We start from the raw sequence: 19466 nt of genomic DNA, 5'->3' as shown, positions 1-19466 counted from the left end.
ACGCCGCCCTTCTTTAAATCAGGCGAACCAAAGTTCGGCACACAGACAGGACAAGTTTAACCACGCTTGTGTATGCCGGCCTTCCTGGTCTCGATACAGCCGGTGATTGAGTAGCATAAAAAGCGTATCGAAACCACCGGCCATTCGGCCAACGTCAGGCAGGTATGGAAACACTGAATTATTGGAATAATAACCAGTGCGAAAGATCGAGTTTAATAATTTTCGCGAGTATTCGCGTTTTTAGCGGGGAGGGGTTTTATTTTCAGTAGTTCCGTGTTTCAGTGGTTTACACCAGTTTCCCCGTCAAGCTGGTCTATCGGCGGCGGTTAGTTTAACCAGGGCTTGAAAATAAATCTAATTGGATGGAATATTTACAATGATGGGATCGCATAAGATGATCGGGGAGATCATGGTCTCCCTGGGCTACGTTTCCATAGAGCACATTAATGAAGCCCGTCGGCACCAGATGCAGGGCGCCGGGAAACGGATCGGAGAGTGCCTGGTGGAACTGGGCTATATACAGGAAGAGGAAGTAAAAAGGGCCTTATCTGTCCAGGGCCACGATTGATGGCCGCCAAAAGGGCGCCATCTGTTTTAAGGCCTTCTCCGTAATGGAGAAAGCCTTTTTATTTGATTCCAAACCGTATCGTTCTGACTGTTGATGAGAAATAACTGGAAATGGCTGCTGGCCGGCGGCTCCTTGCTGGTGCTGATCACCGGGCTCTCATTGACCCCGGTGTCCGATCCCGATCTGTGGATCATGCTGACCACCGGCCGCCATATCGCCGAAAGCGGCCAGATACCTCATACCGATCTCTGGAGCCATACCGCTAACGGCCAGCCCTGGGTGATGCACGAATGGCTGCCGTCGGTCATCCTTCACGGCCTGCACAAGTTCGCCGGCTTCCCGGGGATAGTGATATTAAAGATCCTATTGCTTAACCTGATCTTTTTTATAGGAATAATCGCGTCCCGGAGACGGGGATTGAACCCGCTGATAACCCTATTGGTCATGGCTTTGGCGGTGATGGCCGGCCGGATAGGCTTCAGCGAGCGGGTTCAGCTGGTAACCTTTCTGGCCCTGACGGCCGAGATCTTTCTGCTGGATCTGCTGGAGCGGGACGGTATATCGGCCAGAGCCTTCCTTATCATCGCCGCCGCCGGTTTCATGCTGTGGGCCAATTCCCATCTGGGCCTGATGTCCGGCCTGGTGGTTCTATTCATATACCTACTGGATTCCCTGCTGACCGGTTTTCGCCAGGGCCGCTGGTCACCCTTCCGGATACTGATCCTGGGGTTTTTGATCGCCTGTCTGGCTACCTTGATCAACCCCTACGGGATCTCCCTGGTCAAGCCCTTCTTTAAATTCTATTTCGACCCCCGGCTGATCGAGTTTGACCGGCTGATCTACGGCACCATCCATGAATATACCTCCATCTTTTCTCCTTCCATCATGGGCGATGCCGCGGTAAGATGGGGCCTGGGCTGGATGGCCTTCTCCGCCCTGGGGATCATCTTAAACTGGCGGAATTTCCGGTTGTCCAGCCTGCTGTTATGGCTGGCATTTTTCTACCTGGCCTTTTATGCCGTCAGGTTCGTCCCGCTTTTCGTCTTTGCCACCCTGGGGTTCACGGCGGCAAACTGGAGCCAGATACTCACCGGTTTTTCCGTTAAATTATTCCGGAAATATTCCAACCTATCGGCCAAACCGCTTTTCTGGGCGGCCTGCCTGGGCGTCGCACTGGCCGGGGTCCTGTTAGGCCCGGGATTCACCGAAAAGCCTGCCGGGACGCATCCCTTGGGACTGGATGGCCGGGCCTTTCCGGTGGAGGGGACGAGATTCGTAAAGGAGAATTTTCCCGATCCCAAGATCCTTAACGACCTTATGGACGGCGGTTATCTGATCTGGAACCATGTCCCGGTCTTCATCGACGGCCGGATGTCGCCCTTCAGGCATGTTTTGGAGGATTATGTATCCATCATCAAGGGGGACACCGCCCTGATGAATGGATATGGCGTGGACCTGGCTCTGCTGCGCTATCCCCGCAGCGGGAAATCCCTCAGCAGCCGACTGCATGAATATCTATCCGGCAGCAGCCGGTGGGCCCTGGTATATTGGGATGATATCTGCCTGGTGTTCGCCAAAAGGATCGGCAAGCATGGCGACCCTATCCTGAAATACCAATATAAATATATCAACCCGATCTTCACCGATCCAGCGGCGCCGGCGGATAAATTTCAGCAGGAATTATCCCGGGCCATGGAACAAAATCCCCGCATGGTAACCCCCTATCTGGCGGCCTTCAATTATTATTACCAGAGGGATCTGGTCCTGGCGGAGAGTTACGTCCGGCAGGGGTTGGCCATTGACGGCCAGGATGCCAGCCTGCACAACAATCTGGGGAATATCCACCTGACCAAGGGGCAAAACAGCCAGGCGGTGGAGGAATATTCAAAGGCCATCGCCCTGGACAAGAACATCACCGAGGCCTACTGCAATATCGGATATATCCGCGAAAGGGAAGGAAATTACGAAGCGGCCGAAAAATATTACGCCAAGATTTTGAAGTCCATAGACCCGCTGAACACTTGGGCCTATAACCGGATGGGCATGATGCTGATCACCCGGGGGAGGCCCCGGGAGGCCGTCAGGTATCTGTCAAAAGGGGCTGCCATAGATCCAAATTCGGAGGCCGCCGAAAATTTGAGAAAGCTAAAGACTTTATATAAAATAAACTGATCCGTTTGCCGCATATTTTACCGCGGCCTGATCTGGGGGACGAAAGGGGACTGCGGCAGATCATTTTCGGCATATACTCTGGCCCTGTAGGCCGACCCCGCCTATGCAAGATTCTATTACGTTTGCCAGGATATTATTACACCGGCGATTAAACCCGGCAACTTGTCATTCCCGCCCCTGTCATTCCAGCACTTCATTGCATTCAGCATAAACCCTGAGCCAGCAGGGCTTGCTTGCCTTACTCAGGGCAGGCTTCCAGAGGGAATCCAGGTCGGGATGCCATTCGGATTTTATCCTGCACTTGATGCGGGAATGGCATGACAATTGGTATTATTAACCTATTCAATTGCCGCGTTAATAATTAAGCCCCAAAATATATGATAATATGGACCGGATGCGTACTTGATCCAAAGTTTAGAAAAGTCAAGAAAGAGTTGAAAAGCAATTATTGCACTACGCATAACTCGCTGTTAATTAGCAGATTAGCATGTAATATTGCATATTTTAATATTAGCGGGGGCAATGATAAAAATATTGATTCCTATATTATTGATAACCAATGAGTTATAGACTAAATAAATATTAAGTAATGGTATAATAATTGCAACATAAAATCATTGTAAATATAAATTATTCAAGGAGAGGGACGATGGGGAAATATAAGTTGTTGATAGCTGGTTTGCTGGTTTCGATCTGCGGAATTTCCTGGGCTGCCAATACCCAGACCATTACCTATAAGGACTCTTGGTCAAAACGCGGCATCAGCGTTAAGAATCAGACCAAGGGCAGCTTGAATTTGGTCTATTCCGTCAACAGCTTCAATTTCGAGGAAAAGGATGTTGAGGGAGCCAAGGCCCAGGCGGTGGTAACCGAAGGCTCGATCCTGCCCATCGGCGCCGGCTATCCCGACCTGCCGGTGATCAGCAATTATGTGGCGGTCCCCAACGGGGCGACGCCCAGGGTGAAGATCCTGTCCTACCGCGAGGAGAGATTTCAGAATATCGACATCGCGCCGGGCATGGAGATCCCCACCGAGCAGGACAAGGTGTTCAAGCCACTGTCTAAAAATTCCGTGGTCTATTCCAAGAACGAATTCTTCCCCAGCGATTTCGTGATCAAGTCCCCGGTCCAAAAGATGCGGGGAGTTGACGTATTCATTCTGTCGCTGGCGCCTTTCAGATATAACCCGGTCACCAAAGAGCTGATCGTCCGCCGCGATATGGAGGTCGAGGTCACCTTCGAGGGGGGCAAGGGCGGGTTCGGCGACGACCTTTACCGACATCCGATGTTCGAGCGGATCCTGCAGCAGAACATCATCAACTACAGCTCGCTGGAACCCACCAAATATTCCGAGATCCACGAGAAGCTGGCCGCCGATGATCCCTCCAAGGAGGCTGGCCAGTTTGAATATATCATCATAGTGCCGAACGATCCCATCTTCATCGCCTGGGCCGATACTTTAAAGCTGTTCCGCAAGAAGCAGGGGATCAAGACCGGCATATTCACCACCGCCGAGACCGGCACCACCCCGGATTCGGTGGAAGCCTTCATCGACAATGCCTATAACACCTGGACCACCAAGCCGCTGGCGGTGCTGATGATGTCAGACATAGCCAGTTCCGGCAAGGCCTACGGCCTGACCTCGTCCAAACTTATGCTGCACCCCGGCGGGTACCCCCAGTATGTCTCGGACAATGTCTTCGCCGATATCAATATCACCAACACCGCCTCCACCTGGGACAACGGCGGGGCTCCGGAGATGGTGTTCGCCCGGATGCCGGCCCAGACCGTCACCCACTGCTCCACCATGGTGCGGAAGATCATCCGGTATGAGACCGCCCCGCCCTCCAGCGCCACCTTCTACAACCTGCCGCTGTCGGCGGCCGGCTGGCAGGACGAGCGCTGGTTCGGGATGTGCTCCGAGATCGTCCGTGGCTTCCTAAAGAATAAATTAGGCAAGACCACCCAGCAGCAGTATGCCCTGGTGGACGCTTCGGGTCCGGTGGGCGGAGACCCCTGGTCCACCACCAACCCCAGCGCCCTGGTGGCGGCCTACGGCACGGCCGGAGAGGGCTACATCGCCAATACCGTGCCCTCCGGCATGGTCTGGAACACCGGCACCGGGGCCGGGGTGGTATCGGCCATCAACAACGGCACCTTCATGATCATGCACCGGGACCACGGCATGTACACCGGCTGGGGCGAGCCGGCCTTCACCAGCACCAACATTCCCAGCCTGACCAACACCAACCTGCCGTTCGTCTTCTCCATGAACTGCCAGACCGGGGCCTTCCAGGTCACCACCGCCCCCACCTCCTTTTCCGAGCTGTTCCACCGCAGCCGTTACGGGGCCCTGGGGGTGATGTGCGCCACCGAGGTCTCCTACTCCTTCGTCAACGATGCCCTGATCATGGGGATCATGGACGGGATGTGGCCCAACTTCAACAGCACCAACAACTGGGATGTGCCCAACGCCGGGGCCGGCCAGACCTACGACCGCTACACCGAGGATTTGCGGCCGGCCTTCGCCCTGGTCTCCGGCAAGTGGCATTTGATGACCCAGACCTATACCGACCCGGCCATCCCGGCCGACTACAAGGAATTCACCTGCCACCTGTTCCACGTGTTCGGCGATCCCTTCATGACCTTCTGCTCGCAGGTGCCGGACACCTTCAAATACGTGACCTATAATGCCAACATCAATACCGGTTCCCAGACCTTCAATGTCAACGTCAAGAAGCAGAACAACACCAACGTCCAGGGCGCCCTGGTGGGGCTGTACATGAATGTTCCGGCCAAGGACGGATCGACCAAGGCCACCGACATCTGCACCTCCAAACTGAGCGATGCCAGCGGCAACGCTTCCTTCACCATCAACCCCGCCAATGCCGGCCAGCTGACGGTGACGGCCACCAAGTCCAATTTCGTCCGGGGCAATTTCGCCTCCACCGTCAGCCTGCCCGGCGCGGTCAGCCTGGCCAGCTTTACCGCCGCGCCATCTTCCGGAGGGATATTGCTGTCATGGCAGACCGCCAGCGAGATCAACTGCCAGTCCTGGAGGATCGAACGCTCGACCCAGGCGGAGGGATCCTTCGCCGAGGTCGGCACGGTAAACGGCAATGGCACCGTTTATGAGACCAGCAACTACCAGTTCACCGATGCCTCCATTCCCGCGGTAGGGGAATATTACTTCAAGCTGGTGGAGATCGATGTCTCCGGCAAGGAAACCACCTTCGGGCCGATCCAGGTAAGCTATTCCGGGCCGGTTCGGGCAATTGACTATAAGCTGGAGCAGAGCTATCCCAATCCCACCACCGGCAAAGTGGCCATCAGATACTCTTTAAAAGATCCGGGACATACCAGTCTGACGATATACAACATTATGGGCGCCGAAGTGAAGACCCTGGTAAATTCCAGGCAGGCTGCCGATAATTATACCGTAAGCTGGAATGGCAGGGATAACAGCGGCCGGGAAGCGGCCAAGGGGGTCTATTTCTATAAATTGATCTCGGGGAATTTCAGCGCCACCAGAAAGTTGATGCTGCTGAGGTAAGCATTTAACAACATCTTAAAAGGGCGGCGTTCTTTATGAACACCGCCCTTTTATTAACTTGGCAATTGAATAGGGAATAATCCATACTCGTTTTTTGAACGTCCTTGTTGTCATGCCCGGGAAATCGGGCATCCAGGCCCTGGATTCCAGCCTGCGCTGGAATGACAGGGGAGGGAATGACAAATTGCTGTCCTTCCTGCCGATGATGTTTGATATAAAAGGGGGCGGGCGGTCTTATTTAATGGCTGGCGTTGATGATATATATTTAGCGATAATTCAAAAAAAGAACTTAAATAGGTAAGTAATAAATATTATAATATTTTATAAGTAAATTGCAAATATTGCTAATTCTGCAATTAATGCATCGCATTAAATTCACATAATTTTAATTTTAGGAAAAACTCTTTGTGATGTAATGAGTTAAGATATGTCGGTTATGGCATATTTATTGCTTGTATATAAATAAAAGAAAGATATACCAAAATTAAAAATTAATTAAGGGGCTATAAATGCATAAGAAAACTTTTCTGGTCTTGTCGGTGCTGCTGGTGGCGGCATCCCTGACCCTGGCCTCCGATCCCAGCGTTCTTAAATTCAAGATCGGGCATTTTTCCACCGCCAATGGCATGCCCTCCTACGCCAAACTGGGGTTGGAGCGGGCGCCAAAATCCACCGAGGCCGACTGGTATATAGTCCAGTTCACCGGGCCGGTGGAGGATGCCTGGAGAAGCGAGGTCAGTAGGGTCGGGGGGAAGATCCACAGCGATTACATCCCCAATTATGGTCAGATAGTCAAAATGAACGGCGAGGTGAGATCAAAGATCGAAAAGCTGCCCTTCGTCCAATTTGTGGGCTATTACCAGCCGGCCTTCCGGATCAGCCCGGATCTGCTGTCGGCGCCTAATTTTTATGCCCAGGACGAGCCCGGCCGGATCATGCTGAACATCGCACTGTTCGATAAGGAGGATCTGCCTTCGGTCGGCCAAAAAGCAAAGGGAATGATGGATGTCCGCTGGCTGCAGGAGGGCGGCAACATCGTCCAGATATCCCTTCCCTCGGACCGGGCGGTCGAGCTGTCCAAGGAGTTCGCCAATTATCCCGAGGTGTTCTGGGTGGAGCGCTATTACCAGCCGGTGCTGCACAACGCCTGGAGCCGCTGGATCAACCAGTCTTTGGATTCCACCGGCATGAGGGCGGCGGCCGATTCCTGGAAATCGAAGCTGACCATCAACACGGCCGACGATTCCCTGAAAATGCCGATCTACAAACGGGGGCTGTACGGCCAGGGGCAGATCGTGGGCGACGATGATACCGGCATGGATTGGGACAACATCTATTTCCGGGATGCCTCGTTGAAACCGGTCTACGACAAGGACAAGGACACCATCTGTGAGAGCACCAACGCCCACCGCAAGATCGTGGCCTACAACGTCCATGCCGACACCTTTGACCTGACCTCCTCGGGCCACGGCAGCCACACCAGCGGCTCCATCGGAGCCGACAGCCTGGGCTGGCTGACCACCCAGGCTTCGCTGCCCCGGGCCATGGGCATGGCCCCCAAGTGCCGGATAGCCTTTACCGACATCGGCGGGGCCAGCGACGCCCTGGTGCTGCCCACCGATTATTCCGTAATATACCTGTGGGCCTACAACGCCGGGGCCCGGATCCACTCCTCATCCTGGGGGCAGAGCGCCGGCGGCTCCTCGGCCTACACCCTGAACTGTCAGCAGCTGGACCAGGTGGCCTGGACCCACAAGAACTACGCCATGTTCCGCTCGGCCGGAAACTCCAACACTTCGGGCGACCGGGTGAACAGCCCGGCCACCGGAAAGAACATCATCTGCGTGGGGGCCAGCGAATCCGGCTTTGGTTCAACGGCTACCACCTGGGCGGTCAACGGCACTGCCGACCGCAACGAACTTTTAGATGTGGCCGAATTCTCCTCGCACGGTCCGACCGACGAGGGCCTGCGTCGTCCCACCCTGCTGGGGGCCGGCGGATGGTATATCTGGTCGGTGGATTCCGACGGCAGCCTGACCACCAACAATACCGGCATCATGACCATGGGCGGAACCTCCATGTCCACCCCCACCATGGCCGGGATGGGGGCCCTGGTCCGGCAGTACCTGACCGAGGGCTGGTATCCCACCGGGACCAAGGTGCCGGCCAACGCCATCGCCAATCCCTCCGGATCGCTGATCAAGGCCATGATGATGCTGGCCACCAGGAATTTCAACGGGGCCTACAGCATCGATGCCGTCGGCCAGACCGGGACCCAGAACCTTCCCTCCCAGGGCCAGGGCTGGGGAGGAGTGGTGCTGGATGATGCCCTGTTCTTTGCCGGCGATGCCAGAAAGTCGGCCCTGGAGGATGCCACGGTCGGTTTCAGCTCTTCCGGACAGAGCAAGACCTTTACCGTGACCACCGGCACCTCCGGCACCCAGACCCTCAAGTTCGTCCTGTCATATTTCGATTATCCCGGCACCCCCGGGGCCACCGACATCACCGTCAACGACCTGGATCTTACCGTCACCGGCGGCGGGAATACCTATTATGGCAACGTCTTCGGCCAGCCGGCCAGCAACGGCTTTTCCATCACCGGCGGAGCCAAGGATACTGTGAACTGCGAGGAGGTGGTCTGGCTGCCGGCTTCGGCCACCAAGGCCAATGTCACCTATACGGTAACCGTGAACGCCCGGGCCATCAACAACGGCCCGCAGCCCTATGTGCTTACTGTGGCCGGCGATATTGCAGCTTCCACAGGGTTTACCATATCGCCCAATGCCGTGGAGATGACCTCCTTCAGCGCCATGGCCGTCAACAACACGGTCGAGGTCCGCTGGCGGACCGAGAGCGAGAAGGACTGCGATCATTGGCTGATAGAGCGGTCAACGGAAGAGTCTGGAAACTTTGCCAAGCTTGGCGAGGTAACCGGGCACCTGACTACCAACGAGCCTCATCAGTACGTCTATACCGATGCTTCCGATCTGGAGACGGGGATATATTACTACCGGTTGGCGGAGGTGGATCTGAGCGGGGTCAAAACCTACTACGGTCCGATGCTGGTGGAGTTCGGAGGGAAAAACCTGCCGCTGAGCTATCAGCTGGGGAAGGCCTATCCCAATCCGGCGGCCTCGAGCGTGACCATCAGGTACGCCCTGAAGAATACCGGCCGGACCTCGATCAAGGTCTACAACGTGCTGGGGCAGGAAGTGCGGACCCTGCTGGACGGCATCCAGCCGGCCGGTCATTACAGCCTGCCCTGGGACGGCAAGGATTCCCGGGGCCAAAAAGCGGCCAACGGGGTTTATCTGTACCAGATGACCTCCGGGGATTTCTCGGCCACCCAGAAGGTGATGATCTTAAGGTAATATAAAACTTATAAATGACAGTCCGATTTTTCAAGTCGGGCTGTCATTTTATGCCAGTGCATGGTATAATCCGGTCAATTGAAATTAAGGAAAAGGATGCTTAAAAGCAAAGATATGAAAATCGTTTTGATCTTTATGGCTGCTCTGGTTATATCGTCTGCAACAGCCTATGGTCAGGACAGCGCCGACAAGATGCTGATCCGGGTGGACATCTCCGATCCGGCAGCAGCCGAACGGCTGGCCCATATCGGATATGGCCTGGATGTGGCCGCCTACCGGCCCGGGGAGTACGCCGACATCGTCATTTTGCCCGACCAACTGTGGCGGATAGCTGGGGCCGGGCTGGTTTACAAGGTATTGATGAGCTCTCCCCGGGATGTAACCCCCTACAGCGGCAAGGCAGCCTATCATACCTATGACGGCATCCGGGCCGAGCTGAAGCAGATCGCGGCCGACCATCCGGCCATCACCAGGCTGGATACCCTGACCGTGGCGGCCCAGGGGGGCAAGGTATGGTGCCTTAAGATCTCGGACAATCCCGCGGTCAGTGATAATTCGCGCCACGGCATCCTGATAATGGGGAATCATCACGCCCGGGAATGGATGACGCCGGAGATCTGCCTGTACCTCGCCAATTACCTGACCAACAATTACAACCCGGCCGGGACCGATTCCATCTCCACCCTGATCAAGACCCGGGAGATATACATTGCCCCGCTGGTCAACCCGGACGGTTTTATCTACGACAACGGCGGCAATTACGGGACGGGGGTGATGTGGCGCAAGAACCGCCGCCAGAACAGCCCCACGGTCTACGGGGTTGACCTCAACCGGGGCTACGACGGCTCGGTGGACGGCGACATCCGGGGGGCCTGGGGTGGATCGGTAAATCCCTACACCAGCCCCGATTCCTCCAACGATGTCTTCTACGGATTCTCTCCCAGCGGCGAGCCGGAACAGCAGGCCGTGATGAAGCTGGTCAAAGAACATAACATCGTGCTGTCCATCTCCTATCATACTTACAGCGAGCTGGTGCTGTGGCCCCTGGGCTATGTGGATTCCACCGTCAAGCGGGCTCCGGACAGCCTGGAATTGCGCTATTTCGGCCAGCAGTCGGCGGCCCGGATCAAAAAGTACCGCAGCGTCCAGAGTTATTCGCCCATGCAGAGCTCGGCCCTGTATCCCACCACCGGGGATTCCGACGGCTGGATCTACGGCTACGGCCTGACCCAATTGGGCCGGGTGATCTTTCCCTACTGCGTGGAGGCGGACACCGCCTTCTACACCCCGCCCAGCCATATAGATTCGGTCTGTCCCCAGACCCTCAAAGGATTCATGTACCTGGCCCTGCGCACCGACAGCCTGGTCAGCACCACCTCGCCGCCGCCGGTCCTGCCGCCGACCTTCAATCCGCCTTCGTTCCCGCTGAAAGGCAAAGCCACCAATACCGTTGCCCTCAGCTGGAACCTCCTGAATCCGGCGTCGAATCCTTCGGTTTACGAATTGCAGGAAATGACCGGTTTTAATGCCGCCACCGACACGGTGGGGGCTTCGGCCAATCCCAATATTTCATTGAATGGTTTTGTCTCCTCCACCGTCAGGATGTATTCCGGCAGCCGCAGTTATTACAGCGCGGTCAGCAACCAGTACAACATTGCTAGCATCACCACCACCAGCCCATACCCGGTCAGCTCGGCCAGCGATTCGTTCAGCTTTTACAGCTATCAGGCCATGACCACCTTCGACCGCATCTGGGTGGAGATCTCCACCGACGGCCGGCAGTGGGACCTTTTAGGAAAGTTATACGGCAATGTCCTCAGCTGGACCAGAAGGGCCTTCGCCATCGATCCCGCAAAATATCTCGACCGGTCGGTGTTCTTCCGCATCCGTCTGGTGGGCGACGGTCTGACCGCCACCGACGGGATATATATCGATGATGTAAAACCGGTAGCGGCTTACTCGACGGCTGTTTCGCTTTCAAATTCCATAACCATACCCAGTTATGTTGTCGGCCAACGGACAGTAGGGGAGACTTATTACTATCGGGTGCGCGGATATAATGGCAAAAGAAGCTGGGGGGATTGGAGCCAACTGAAAAAAGTTTTAGTCTATCCTTCGGCTGTCGAGTTAAGCTCATTTACGGCACTGCAGGTCAAAGATAAAGTGGAGGTTCGCTGGCGGACCGAGAGCGAGAAGGACTGCGATCATTGGCTGATAGAGCGGTCAACCACCGAAGACGGGAATTTTGCCGAGGTGGGAAAAGTTATTGGTAATCTGACCACCAACGAGCCGCATGAATACAGCTACACAGACAACTGGAAACTGGAAACAGGGATTTATTATTACCGGTTGGCCGAGGTGGATCTGAGCGGGACCAAAACCTACTACGGGCCGATGCTGGTGGAGTACGGGGGCCGGGACCTGCCCTTGAGCTACCGTTTGGAGAAGGCCTATCCCAACCCGTTTGGCCAAATGACAAATATAAAATATCAAATTGTAAAATCAGGACAGGTCAGCCTAAAAATTTACAACATCGCCGGGCAGGAGGTGCGGACCCTGGCGGACGGCATCCAGCCGGCCGGGCATTACAGTCTGCCGTGGGACGGTAAGGATTCCCAGGGCCAAAAAGCGGCCAATGGGGTTTACCTGTATAAGATGACCTCCGGGGATTTCTCGGCCACCGGCAAGGTGATGATCTTAAGATAAGGTCCCTGTATTTTGCAACGGAGGGCGGCGCTTGATAATAGACGCCGCCCTCTGATTCATAGTCTTTTATATAGCCACCGGCTCCCTACAGGGGCTATATTGAAAAATTGTCGGGGAATTCATGATTGGTGACAGTTTTAGCCCTTGTCCCGGCGCGATTTTTATAAGCCCTAATGAAATATATCCTTGACATTTTGGGCCAAATATCCTAAAATGAAATGTATGGAAAAGGATGTTTATAAATCTTCGCAATACAACATATTTTTTGAAGATAAAGCAGGTGTGACGCTGCTGTATAATACCTTTACTACAGCATTGATTAAACTAACAAAAGAAAAAGCTGAGAAAATAAAAATAACATTAAAATTGAATGATCTAAATGAATTAGAAACGGACGAGTATAATTTGTTAATTAATAACGGTTTCATTATTAATAATAAAATTAATGAAATAGATCAAGTTAAATTTAGATATTATAGAGGGGTTTTTAACAGTAGAGATTTCCGTGTTACAATTGTACCAACGCTGAATTGTAACCTTAATTGCCCTTATTGTTTTGAAAGGGATAAAAGGGACGAAAATATAACTTTAAAAGAATACGAGGAAATTTATAAGTTTATTGATAAACAACTTTTTATATGTCAACCCAATGATTTCGGTATTTCATGGTATGGTGGCGAACCCTTGCTTGAAGTAGATACTATAGAAAATATTTCTAATAAAATTGATATTATATGTAAAAACAACAATATAAAAAGAGCTTGTGACTCTATAGTAACGAACGGTTATTTATTAGACGAAGATTGTGCTAAAAGATTATTTAATTGTGGTATAAAAAAAATACAAATTACATTAGATGGTGACAGGGATGCGCATAATAAACAACGAATATTAAAAAACGGTGAAGGCACATTCGATAAAATATTAAACTCTATCATTATTGCACAACGTTATTTCGAGTTAGTTACAGTAAGGTTTAACACAAATAAAAGCAACCACGAGGGTATAGTTAGGTTATTGAAAAATAAAAGCGATATCTTCAATAAAAATAATATTGTTATAAGTGTTGGTAGGTTAAAAAATTATTTAGGAGGCATTGTTAGCAAAGAAAATGATAATGATTGTCTCAATGGCTTTGAATTACAAAACATCCAAGGTTATATAGATAATTATTATAAAAGAGTTAAAACTGTTAATAAAATGCCGATTCAAATAAAACACACTAATTGTGGCGCAGAAAGCCATAAATGTTTTATAATTGGGCCCAAACTTAAAATATACAAATGTGCAGAAGCCCTTGGATACAGTGATTCTGTTGGTTTTATAGTTGATGGTGACTTTCAGCCCAATGAGGTTTTTTGGCAATGGTTCAACTATAATATTTTTAATAATAATGAAAAATGTATGAGTTGTAAATACGTGCCTATGTGTATGGGTGGTTGCCCGAGTAGCAGGAAAAGACTTGGTATACCAAATAATGAAATTTGTGGGTATTGGGAACAGTGGTTAAATATAAAATTTAACGAATTGATAAATACCCTTAACTAAATTTGAGAGGAGGTGATTTATATGGAATTGCTTAATAAGGGTGTAAATGCATTTACAAGTTCCCAGCATTATGGTCAAAAAGGTGATACAATGTTTGCGTTGCCATGTAGTTCTTGTTGCCCCGATAATGTAAGTTGTTCAGATCCGAGGTATGTTTGCCAATAATACCGGCCCATGGCACTATAAGGGCGGGAAATATGGTGCCATGGGTTATTAATAAGAAGTTATTTCTCGAAAGAGAATTATAAATATAAAGTGCAAAGTAAAACAAATTTAATGAAAGTGAAGGAAATGAAAAAAATATGTTTAACAATTAGCCTCTTGCTTTTATTGAGCATTTATTCAAGTGTTTGGGCTAAACCGTTGGCAACACAAACGGAATTTAACAAGACTGATTATGCACTTGCTAAAGCAACCTATGATACGGTTTTTTTCGATAACTTTGAAACCGATACCATGGGCTGGTCGGTGGTAGACATTTTAGTACAAGATTCAGCCTATTGGCATATTGATTCATATTGCCCTGTAGGCGCTTATTCAGGCAACCTCTGGTGGTGCGGTAAATACGATCCTGCTTATTTGGCCACCCCGGGTTATGGCATTGCTTGGGTGCAATATCTATATTCGCCAAGTTTTGACTTAACCACAGTAATTTCCGATACGGTTTTATTGAAATTTTACCACTACTACAGCGTCGAGGGCCCCAGCGGTGGAGATGATTGGGATTGTGTTAACCTGTGGGGCACAATTGACGGTGGTGCCAATTGGTTTATTTTGTCACCCGATGTACTGAGGAATACCTCTGATAAGCTATATAACCTATCAGATTCGCGAGCGTGGGATTATATGGGCCTGACTTCGGGCACTAACAATGTAGCAGGTTGGGGCGGCTCAAATAGCGGCTGGCAACAGGTCGTTTTTGATTTGACTGCATATAAAGGGCAGAATCTGCAGCTCAGATTTTCTACCGTTAGTGATTGGGCTGAATGCGATGAGGATGGCGGCCCATATAACGGCGCCTGGTATATTGATAATATACAGATTGACACCTTAAATGCTGGTAGCACAGGAAGTGCTTTTTTCTATGACGATGCTGAAAGTGGAACAAATGGTTGGACAGTAGGCGTAAAAGTACCAAGGATAAGTTGGCATAAAACAACAAATCGTTCAACAAGTGCCACCCAATCATGGTATAGCGGCGAAGAAGGCACGTTTCTTCATTCTTGGGGTTATTCGGATGCGTTGATTTCACCTTATATTGATTTGAGCAAGGTGCAGGGAACTCAGCCCTGTATAGCCAGCTTTTCGCTTTGGGTAGATTTCCCCGGACCCTATAGTGAATATACTAGGGATTGGGATTATTTTGATATTGAGATTTCCTCCGATAGCGGAAAAACTTGGGTTTGGGCTGACCAATATAATGTAGCCACACCCCAACAGGTTTGGATTGCATTAGAACAAGCTTTGAAGTATACCGGTTCAATATCTCTTAATTCTTATATCGGTAAAACAGTTCAAATAAGAATTGCCATGTGTACTGATGAAAAAGATGATGGCGGTGAGGGTGTTTATGTGGACAATTTTATAATTACAGGGAAAACACAGGAACCGTTGCCCGGCCCCAATACAGTATTGCTAGTTGATAACGATGGTAGCGCGGTAGATATTAGGAACGAGTCTTGGACCAAATATATGGAGGCTTCGTTAGCCAATCTGGGATATCGCTATAGCTTAGCCACTATTGGTTATAACAAGAGTATGCCGGCCGGCTACCTGGAGCAGTTCCCGCTGGTGATCTGGAACCTGGGCGCCAACTACGACGGCCGGGCGGGGGCATCCTATTTTGCCCTGACCCCCTATGATCAGGAAAATATCAAATCATATCTGAACAACGGCGGAAAGTTGTGGATGTCCGGGCAGAACTATCTGGGCTTCAGCGCACCGGCCCTGGATACCACGGTTCATTCCAACCTGTGGAGCGACTACCTGCATCTGGCTCCGGACAACGGCTGGTTCAGCTCCACCTGCTACACCGGTACCGGGGTGGCCGGCGATCCCATCGGAGACGGATTATACGACAGCTTGTTGTACGATCCCATCAATGGCGGCGGCTCGATCTGGTCAACCCCCGGTTATGGCTACGGCCTGACCCCCGATCCGGCTTTTAGCGACGCTGCCGGCTTCATTACCGACGACGGCGGAAACTTCATAGGGATCAGGTACTGGGACGGCACCTCCGGCAACTACCAGATGGTCTACACCTCATTCCCGTTCGAGGCGGTCTCTTTGCCGGAGAAGCGCGACACCCTGGCCTCCCGGATCATCCAGTGGCTGATGCCCGGCGCTCTGGAATACATGCCTCCGGCGGTTCCCACCGGATTGTCGGCCACCCAGCAGTATGACAGCGTGATCTGCGCCTGGGATGCCAACAGCGAACCAGACCTGGCCGGCTACAATGTATACCGCTCCCTGCAGGTGGGCCTGCCGGTATGGGTCAAGATCGGCACCGCCGCCACGAATAACTTTGTGGACAAAGCTATTGCCGACGGCGCTATATATCACTACGCGGTCACCGCCTTTGATGACAAACTGCCGGCCAACGAGAGCGTCCTCTCCTCCTGGTTCTATCTGCAGGTAACTTCATGGAAGGGGGTGGAGGGGGAGCCGGTGGCATCGTCTCCCAGATACTTCAGCCTGGGGCAGAACAATCCCAACCCCTTCAGCCGGTCCACCAACATTCAATTTGCCCTGCCGGCCCAGAGCCGGGTCAGGCTGGTCGTTTACAACATCACCGGCCAGCAGATAAGAACATTGGTTGATGACAACCTGAATCCCGGCTACCATAATATTACCTGGAACGGATCGGACCAGAGCGGCCGGGCGGTGGCCAACGGCATCTATTTCTACCGGATGGAGGCTACCGGAGCCAACGGGCAGAAGTTTGCCCAGACCAAACGATTAAACCTGGTTAAATAAGGAGAGGCATAAGATGCGTAAATTCATATTTTTAACTGCCATTCTGGCTTTGGCTGTTGTTGCCGTCAACGCAGCCCCTCCGTCAGTTACTCTGACCACCATCTGGCCTGATACTTCCTACGCCGGGCCTTACACCGTCAGGGCGGTTATAAAATGTCCTGATGGAGTTAACTACCCCATGCTTGGGTTTTATTATAATCCACCAGCTGGGTTTGGGCCGTGGTCCTGGCCTTATTCCTGGGGCGATCCCAATGATTATTGGATAGAAGAATTCACCCAGGTGGGCGATACTTTCTACTTTGACATCCCAATGATTCCCGTAGGGTTGGAAACCCCGGTCGAAGTATGCTATTCCCTGTATGCTGAAAATGCTTCCACCGGTGATTATGTTGAGGATCCGGGCTCTAATAATTATTACAGTTTTATCAACACCATCTATTCGCCGGAGTACTCCAACGTCAGTGCATTGAAGGATACCTTTTATACCGGGCCTTTCATAGTTAAAACAAATTTAACCACCGCCTACGGCGACACGGTGAACAACGACGAGATCTACAGCGACATCGCCGGCGGGGCCAGTTATCCCCGGGACAGCGTCGGGACCGACGGATTCTACTACTACAGCATCCCCCGGCAGGCGGGCAATACCCTGACCCCGGTGGAGGTCAGCTGGTTCATGACGGCCTACGACACCATGGGCAACTGGGCACAGTATCCCACCAAACGGGATACCATGAATCATTTCCGGATCATCGATCCCTGGTCATACAACACCCAGCTGATAGCCGATACCGACCAACTGGGGCCCTTCCCGGTATGGACCAGCTTCAAGAGCGAAGGACCCATCTCCAATGATTCCCTATGGTTATTCGACTTTGATGCCTCGGCCTGGGCGCCCTTCCCCAGAGACAGCGTAGTTGGGCAGATATATTATTATACGATCCCGGCCCAGGAACTTCCGGTGGTCAATCCGATCACGGTGGCCTGGCATATCAAGGCTACCGACGGCACCACCGGCAATTACTCCTATCAGCCGGTCACCGCTCCGGGGGTCAACAATAACTTTAAGATATTCGATTGGGTCCCGCCCCAGGTAACCAATACCACCACCTGGATGGACACCTCTTATACCGGACCGTTCCCGGTGTACACCCAAGTGACGGATACTTCCGGCATATCCCAGGTCCGGCTTTATTACCGGGTGAAACCGTTCACCGCCGGCGACACCAGCTGGAACTACCTGCCGATGTCTCCCACCGGCAGCCCCAACGAGTATACGGGCTCCATTCCCCCGCAGTACCCCGGCACCATGGTCCAGTATTATGTCAGCGGCCGTGACGGTGCCCTGGACCAGGCCGGGCAGCCCATCTGGAATGCCGGCTATTATCCGGCCGGCGGATCGCTGACCCCCTGGCATTTCTTTGTAGGCGAGCACAAGTATAAGATGCTCTTGGTCAACGACGCCCTGCCGGCCAATGATTACGGGGACTATTACACCACCTGCATGGATACCACCGGGGTGCTCTACGGCTACTGGGACAACCGCAAGGCCGATGTACTGTCGGCGCTGGGCAACTTCGATGTGCTGGTATGGTTCACCGGCGATGACAGTCTGACCACCCTGACCCAGACGGAGCGGGACAGCCTGTCGGCATTCCTGGATCGGGGAGGAAATCTGTTATTGTCCTCCAAAAACCTGGGCCAGAACGTCGGCGACACGGCGGTATTTTACAACAGCTATCTTAAAGCGGACTACACGGACACTTTCAACGTGTCCGCGGCCTACATCAACTCCATCGGGCAGGTGGCCCTGCCGATAAGCCACGGCACCCCGGATACCCTGGCCATCATGACCGGCGGGACGGCCGGGAACTACAAATCCATAGACAAGATGCATCCGCTGCCCGGAGCGGAATCGGTGTTCCAGTTCAAGACCATCGGCGGCTCCAGCGTCATCCGCTGTTCCACCGGAGTCTATAAGGCCGTATTCTCTTCCACTCCTTTGGAGGCGGTGGCCTCCAACTCCCCGGGTAAGCTGTCCCGGACCGAGTTCATCGCCAGGGTGCTCAGATGGTTCGGCATTACGGCCTTCTACAAGGTGGATGGCGAGCCCGAGGCGTTGGTCTACGGCAAAACAGTCATTCTTAACCAGGCCAGGCCCAATCCGTTCACCAGCAATACCTCCATCTCCTATGCCTTGCCCACTGCCTCCCGGGTGGCTTTGAAGGTCTACAACATTGTGGGGCAGGAGATCGCCACCCTGTGCGACGAGGAGCAGGCTGCCGGTATGCACGAGGTTTCCTGGAACGGCCTGGACCGCAGTGGCAGAAAAGTGTCCAACGGTGTCTATCTCTACCGCCTGACCGCAGGCAACCAAAGCCTGACCAAGAAAATGGTGAAGATCAAATAACCTGATCACCCAACAAAATGGCAGGGCTTCAAGCCCTGCCATTTTTTCATATCGCCATTATTAAACGCAGTTAATGCATTAGCATAACATTATAATAATAAATGCTTTACGCTGATAAAATAAAAATTATGTAAATTTTGCGTAAATTTAATATAATATTTG

9 protein-coding genes are annotated in these 19466 nt (G+C 52.2%); all 9 read left to right on the top strand.

What is annotated here, in order from left to right:
- The first annotated feature begins 376 nt into the window (after window positions 1-376).
- The 9 genes from A2273_00865 to A2273_00825 all read left to right on the top strand — a co-directional run bounded on the left by A2273_00865 (window position 377) and on the right by A2273_00825 (window position 19304).
- The gene (locus A2273_00865) at window positions 377-568 is read left to right on the top strand and encodes a hypothetical protein (protein ID OGF06792.1); all 192 of its coding nucleotides are present in this window, start codon (window positions 377-379) and stop codon (window positions 566-568) included.
- A 93-nt stretch (window positions 569-661) separates the two neighbouring features.
- Entirely contained in the window at window positions 662-2740 is a 2079-nt protein-coding gene (locus A2273_00860; protein OGF06791.1) for a hypothetical protein, read from the top strand.
- Window positions 2741-3389: 649 nt separating this feature from the next.
- On the top strand, window positions 3390-6293 hold the full coding sequence (locus A2273_00855; protein OGF06790.1) for a hypothetical protein: 2904 nt from the start codon (window positions 3390-3392) through the stop codon (window positions 6291-6293).
- 112 nt (window positions 6294-6405) lie between these two features.
- Window positions 6406-6594 carry a hypothetical protein gene (locus A2273_00850; GenBank protein OGF06789.1) on the top strand — a complete coding sequence of 63 codons (189 nt, stop codon included), beginning with the start codon at window positions 6406-6408 and terminating at the stop codon, window positions 6592-6594.
- A gap of 208 nt (window positions 6595-6802) precedes the next feature.
- Entirely contained in the window at window positions 6803-9664 is a 2862-nt protein-coding gene (locus A2273_00845) for a hypothetical protein (GenBank protein ID OGF06788.1), read from the top strand.
- Window positions 9665-9760: 96 nt separating this feature from the next.
- Window positions 9761-12370, top strand: coding sequence for a hypothetical protein (locus A2273_00840; GenBank protein ID OGF06787.1), 2610 nt, complete (start codon window positions 9761-9763; stop codon window positions 12368-12370).
- Between the two features lie 222 nt (window positions 12371-12592).
- A complete protein-coding gene (locus A2273_00835; protein ID OGF06786.1) occupies window positions 12593-13918 on the top strand; it encodes a hypothetical protein in 1326 nt (441 codons plus the stop codon).
- Between the two features lie 1758 nt (window positions 13919-15676).
- Window positions 15677-16894 carry a hypothetical protein gene (locus tag A2273_00830; GenBank protein ID OGF06785.1) on the top strand — a complete coding sequence of 406 codons (1218 nt, stop codon included), beginning with the start codon at window positions 15677-15679 and terminating at the stop codon, window positions 16892-16894.
- 310 nt (window positions 16895-17204) lie between these two features.
- Window positions 17205-19304: a hypothetical protein gene (locus A2273_00825; GenBank protein OGF06784.1), complete on the top strand. Its 2100-nt coding sequence runs from the start codon at window positions 17205-17207 to the stop codon at window positions 19302-19304.
- The last annotated feature ends 162 nt before the right edge of the window (window positions 19305-19466 follow it).

This window comes from Candidatus Edwardsbacteria bacterium RifOxyA12_full_54_48, assembly GCA_001777915.1.
Lineage (GTDB): Bacteria > Edwardsbacteria > AC1 > AC1 > EtOH8 > UBA2226.
The sequence above is the reverse complement of the archived record's forward strand: the minus strand, read 5'-3'. Positions and strand labels throughout refer to the sequence as shown.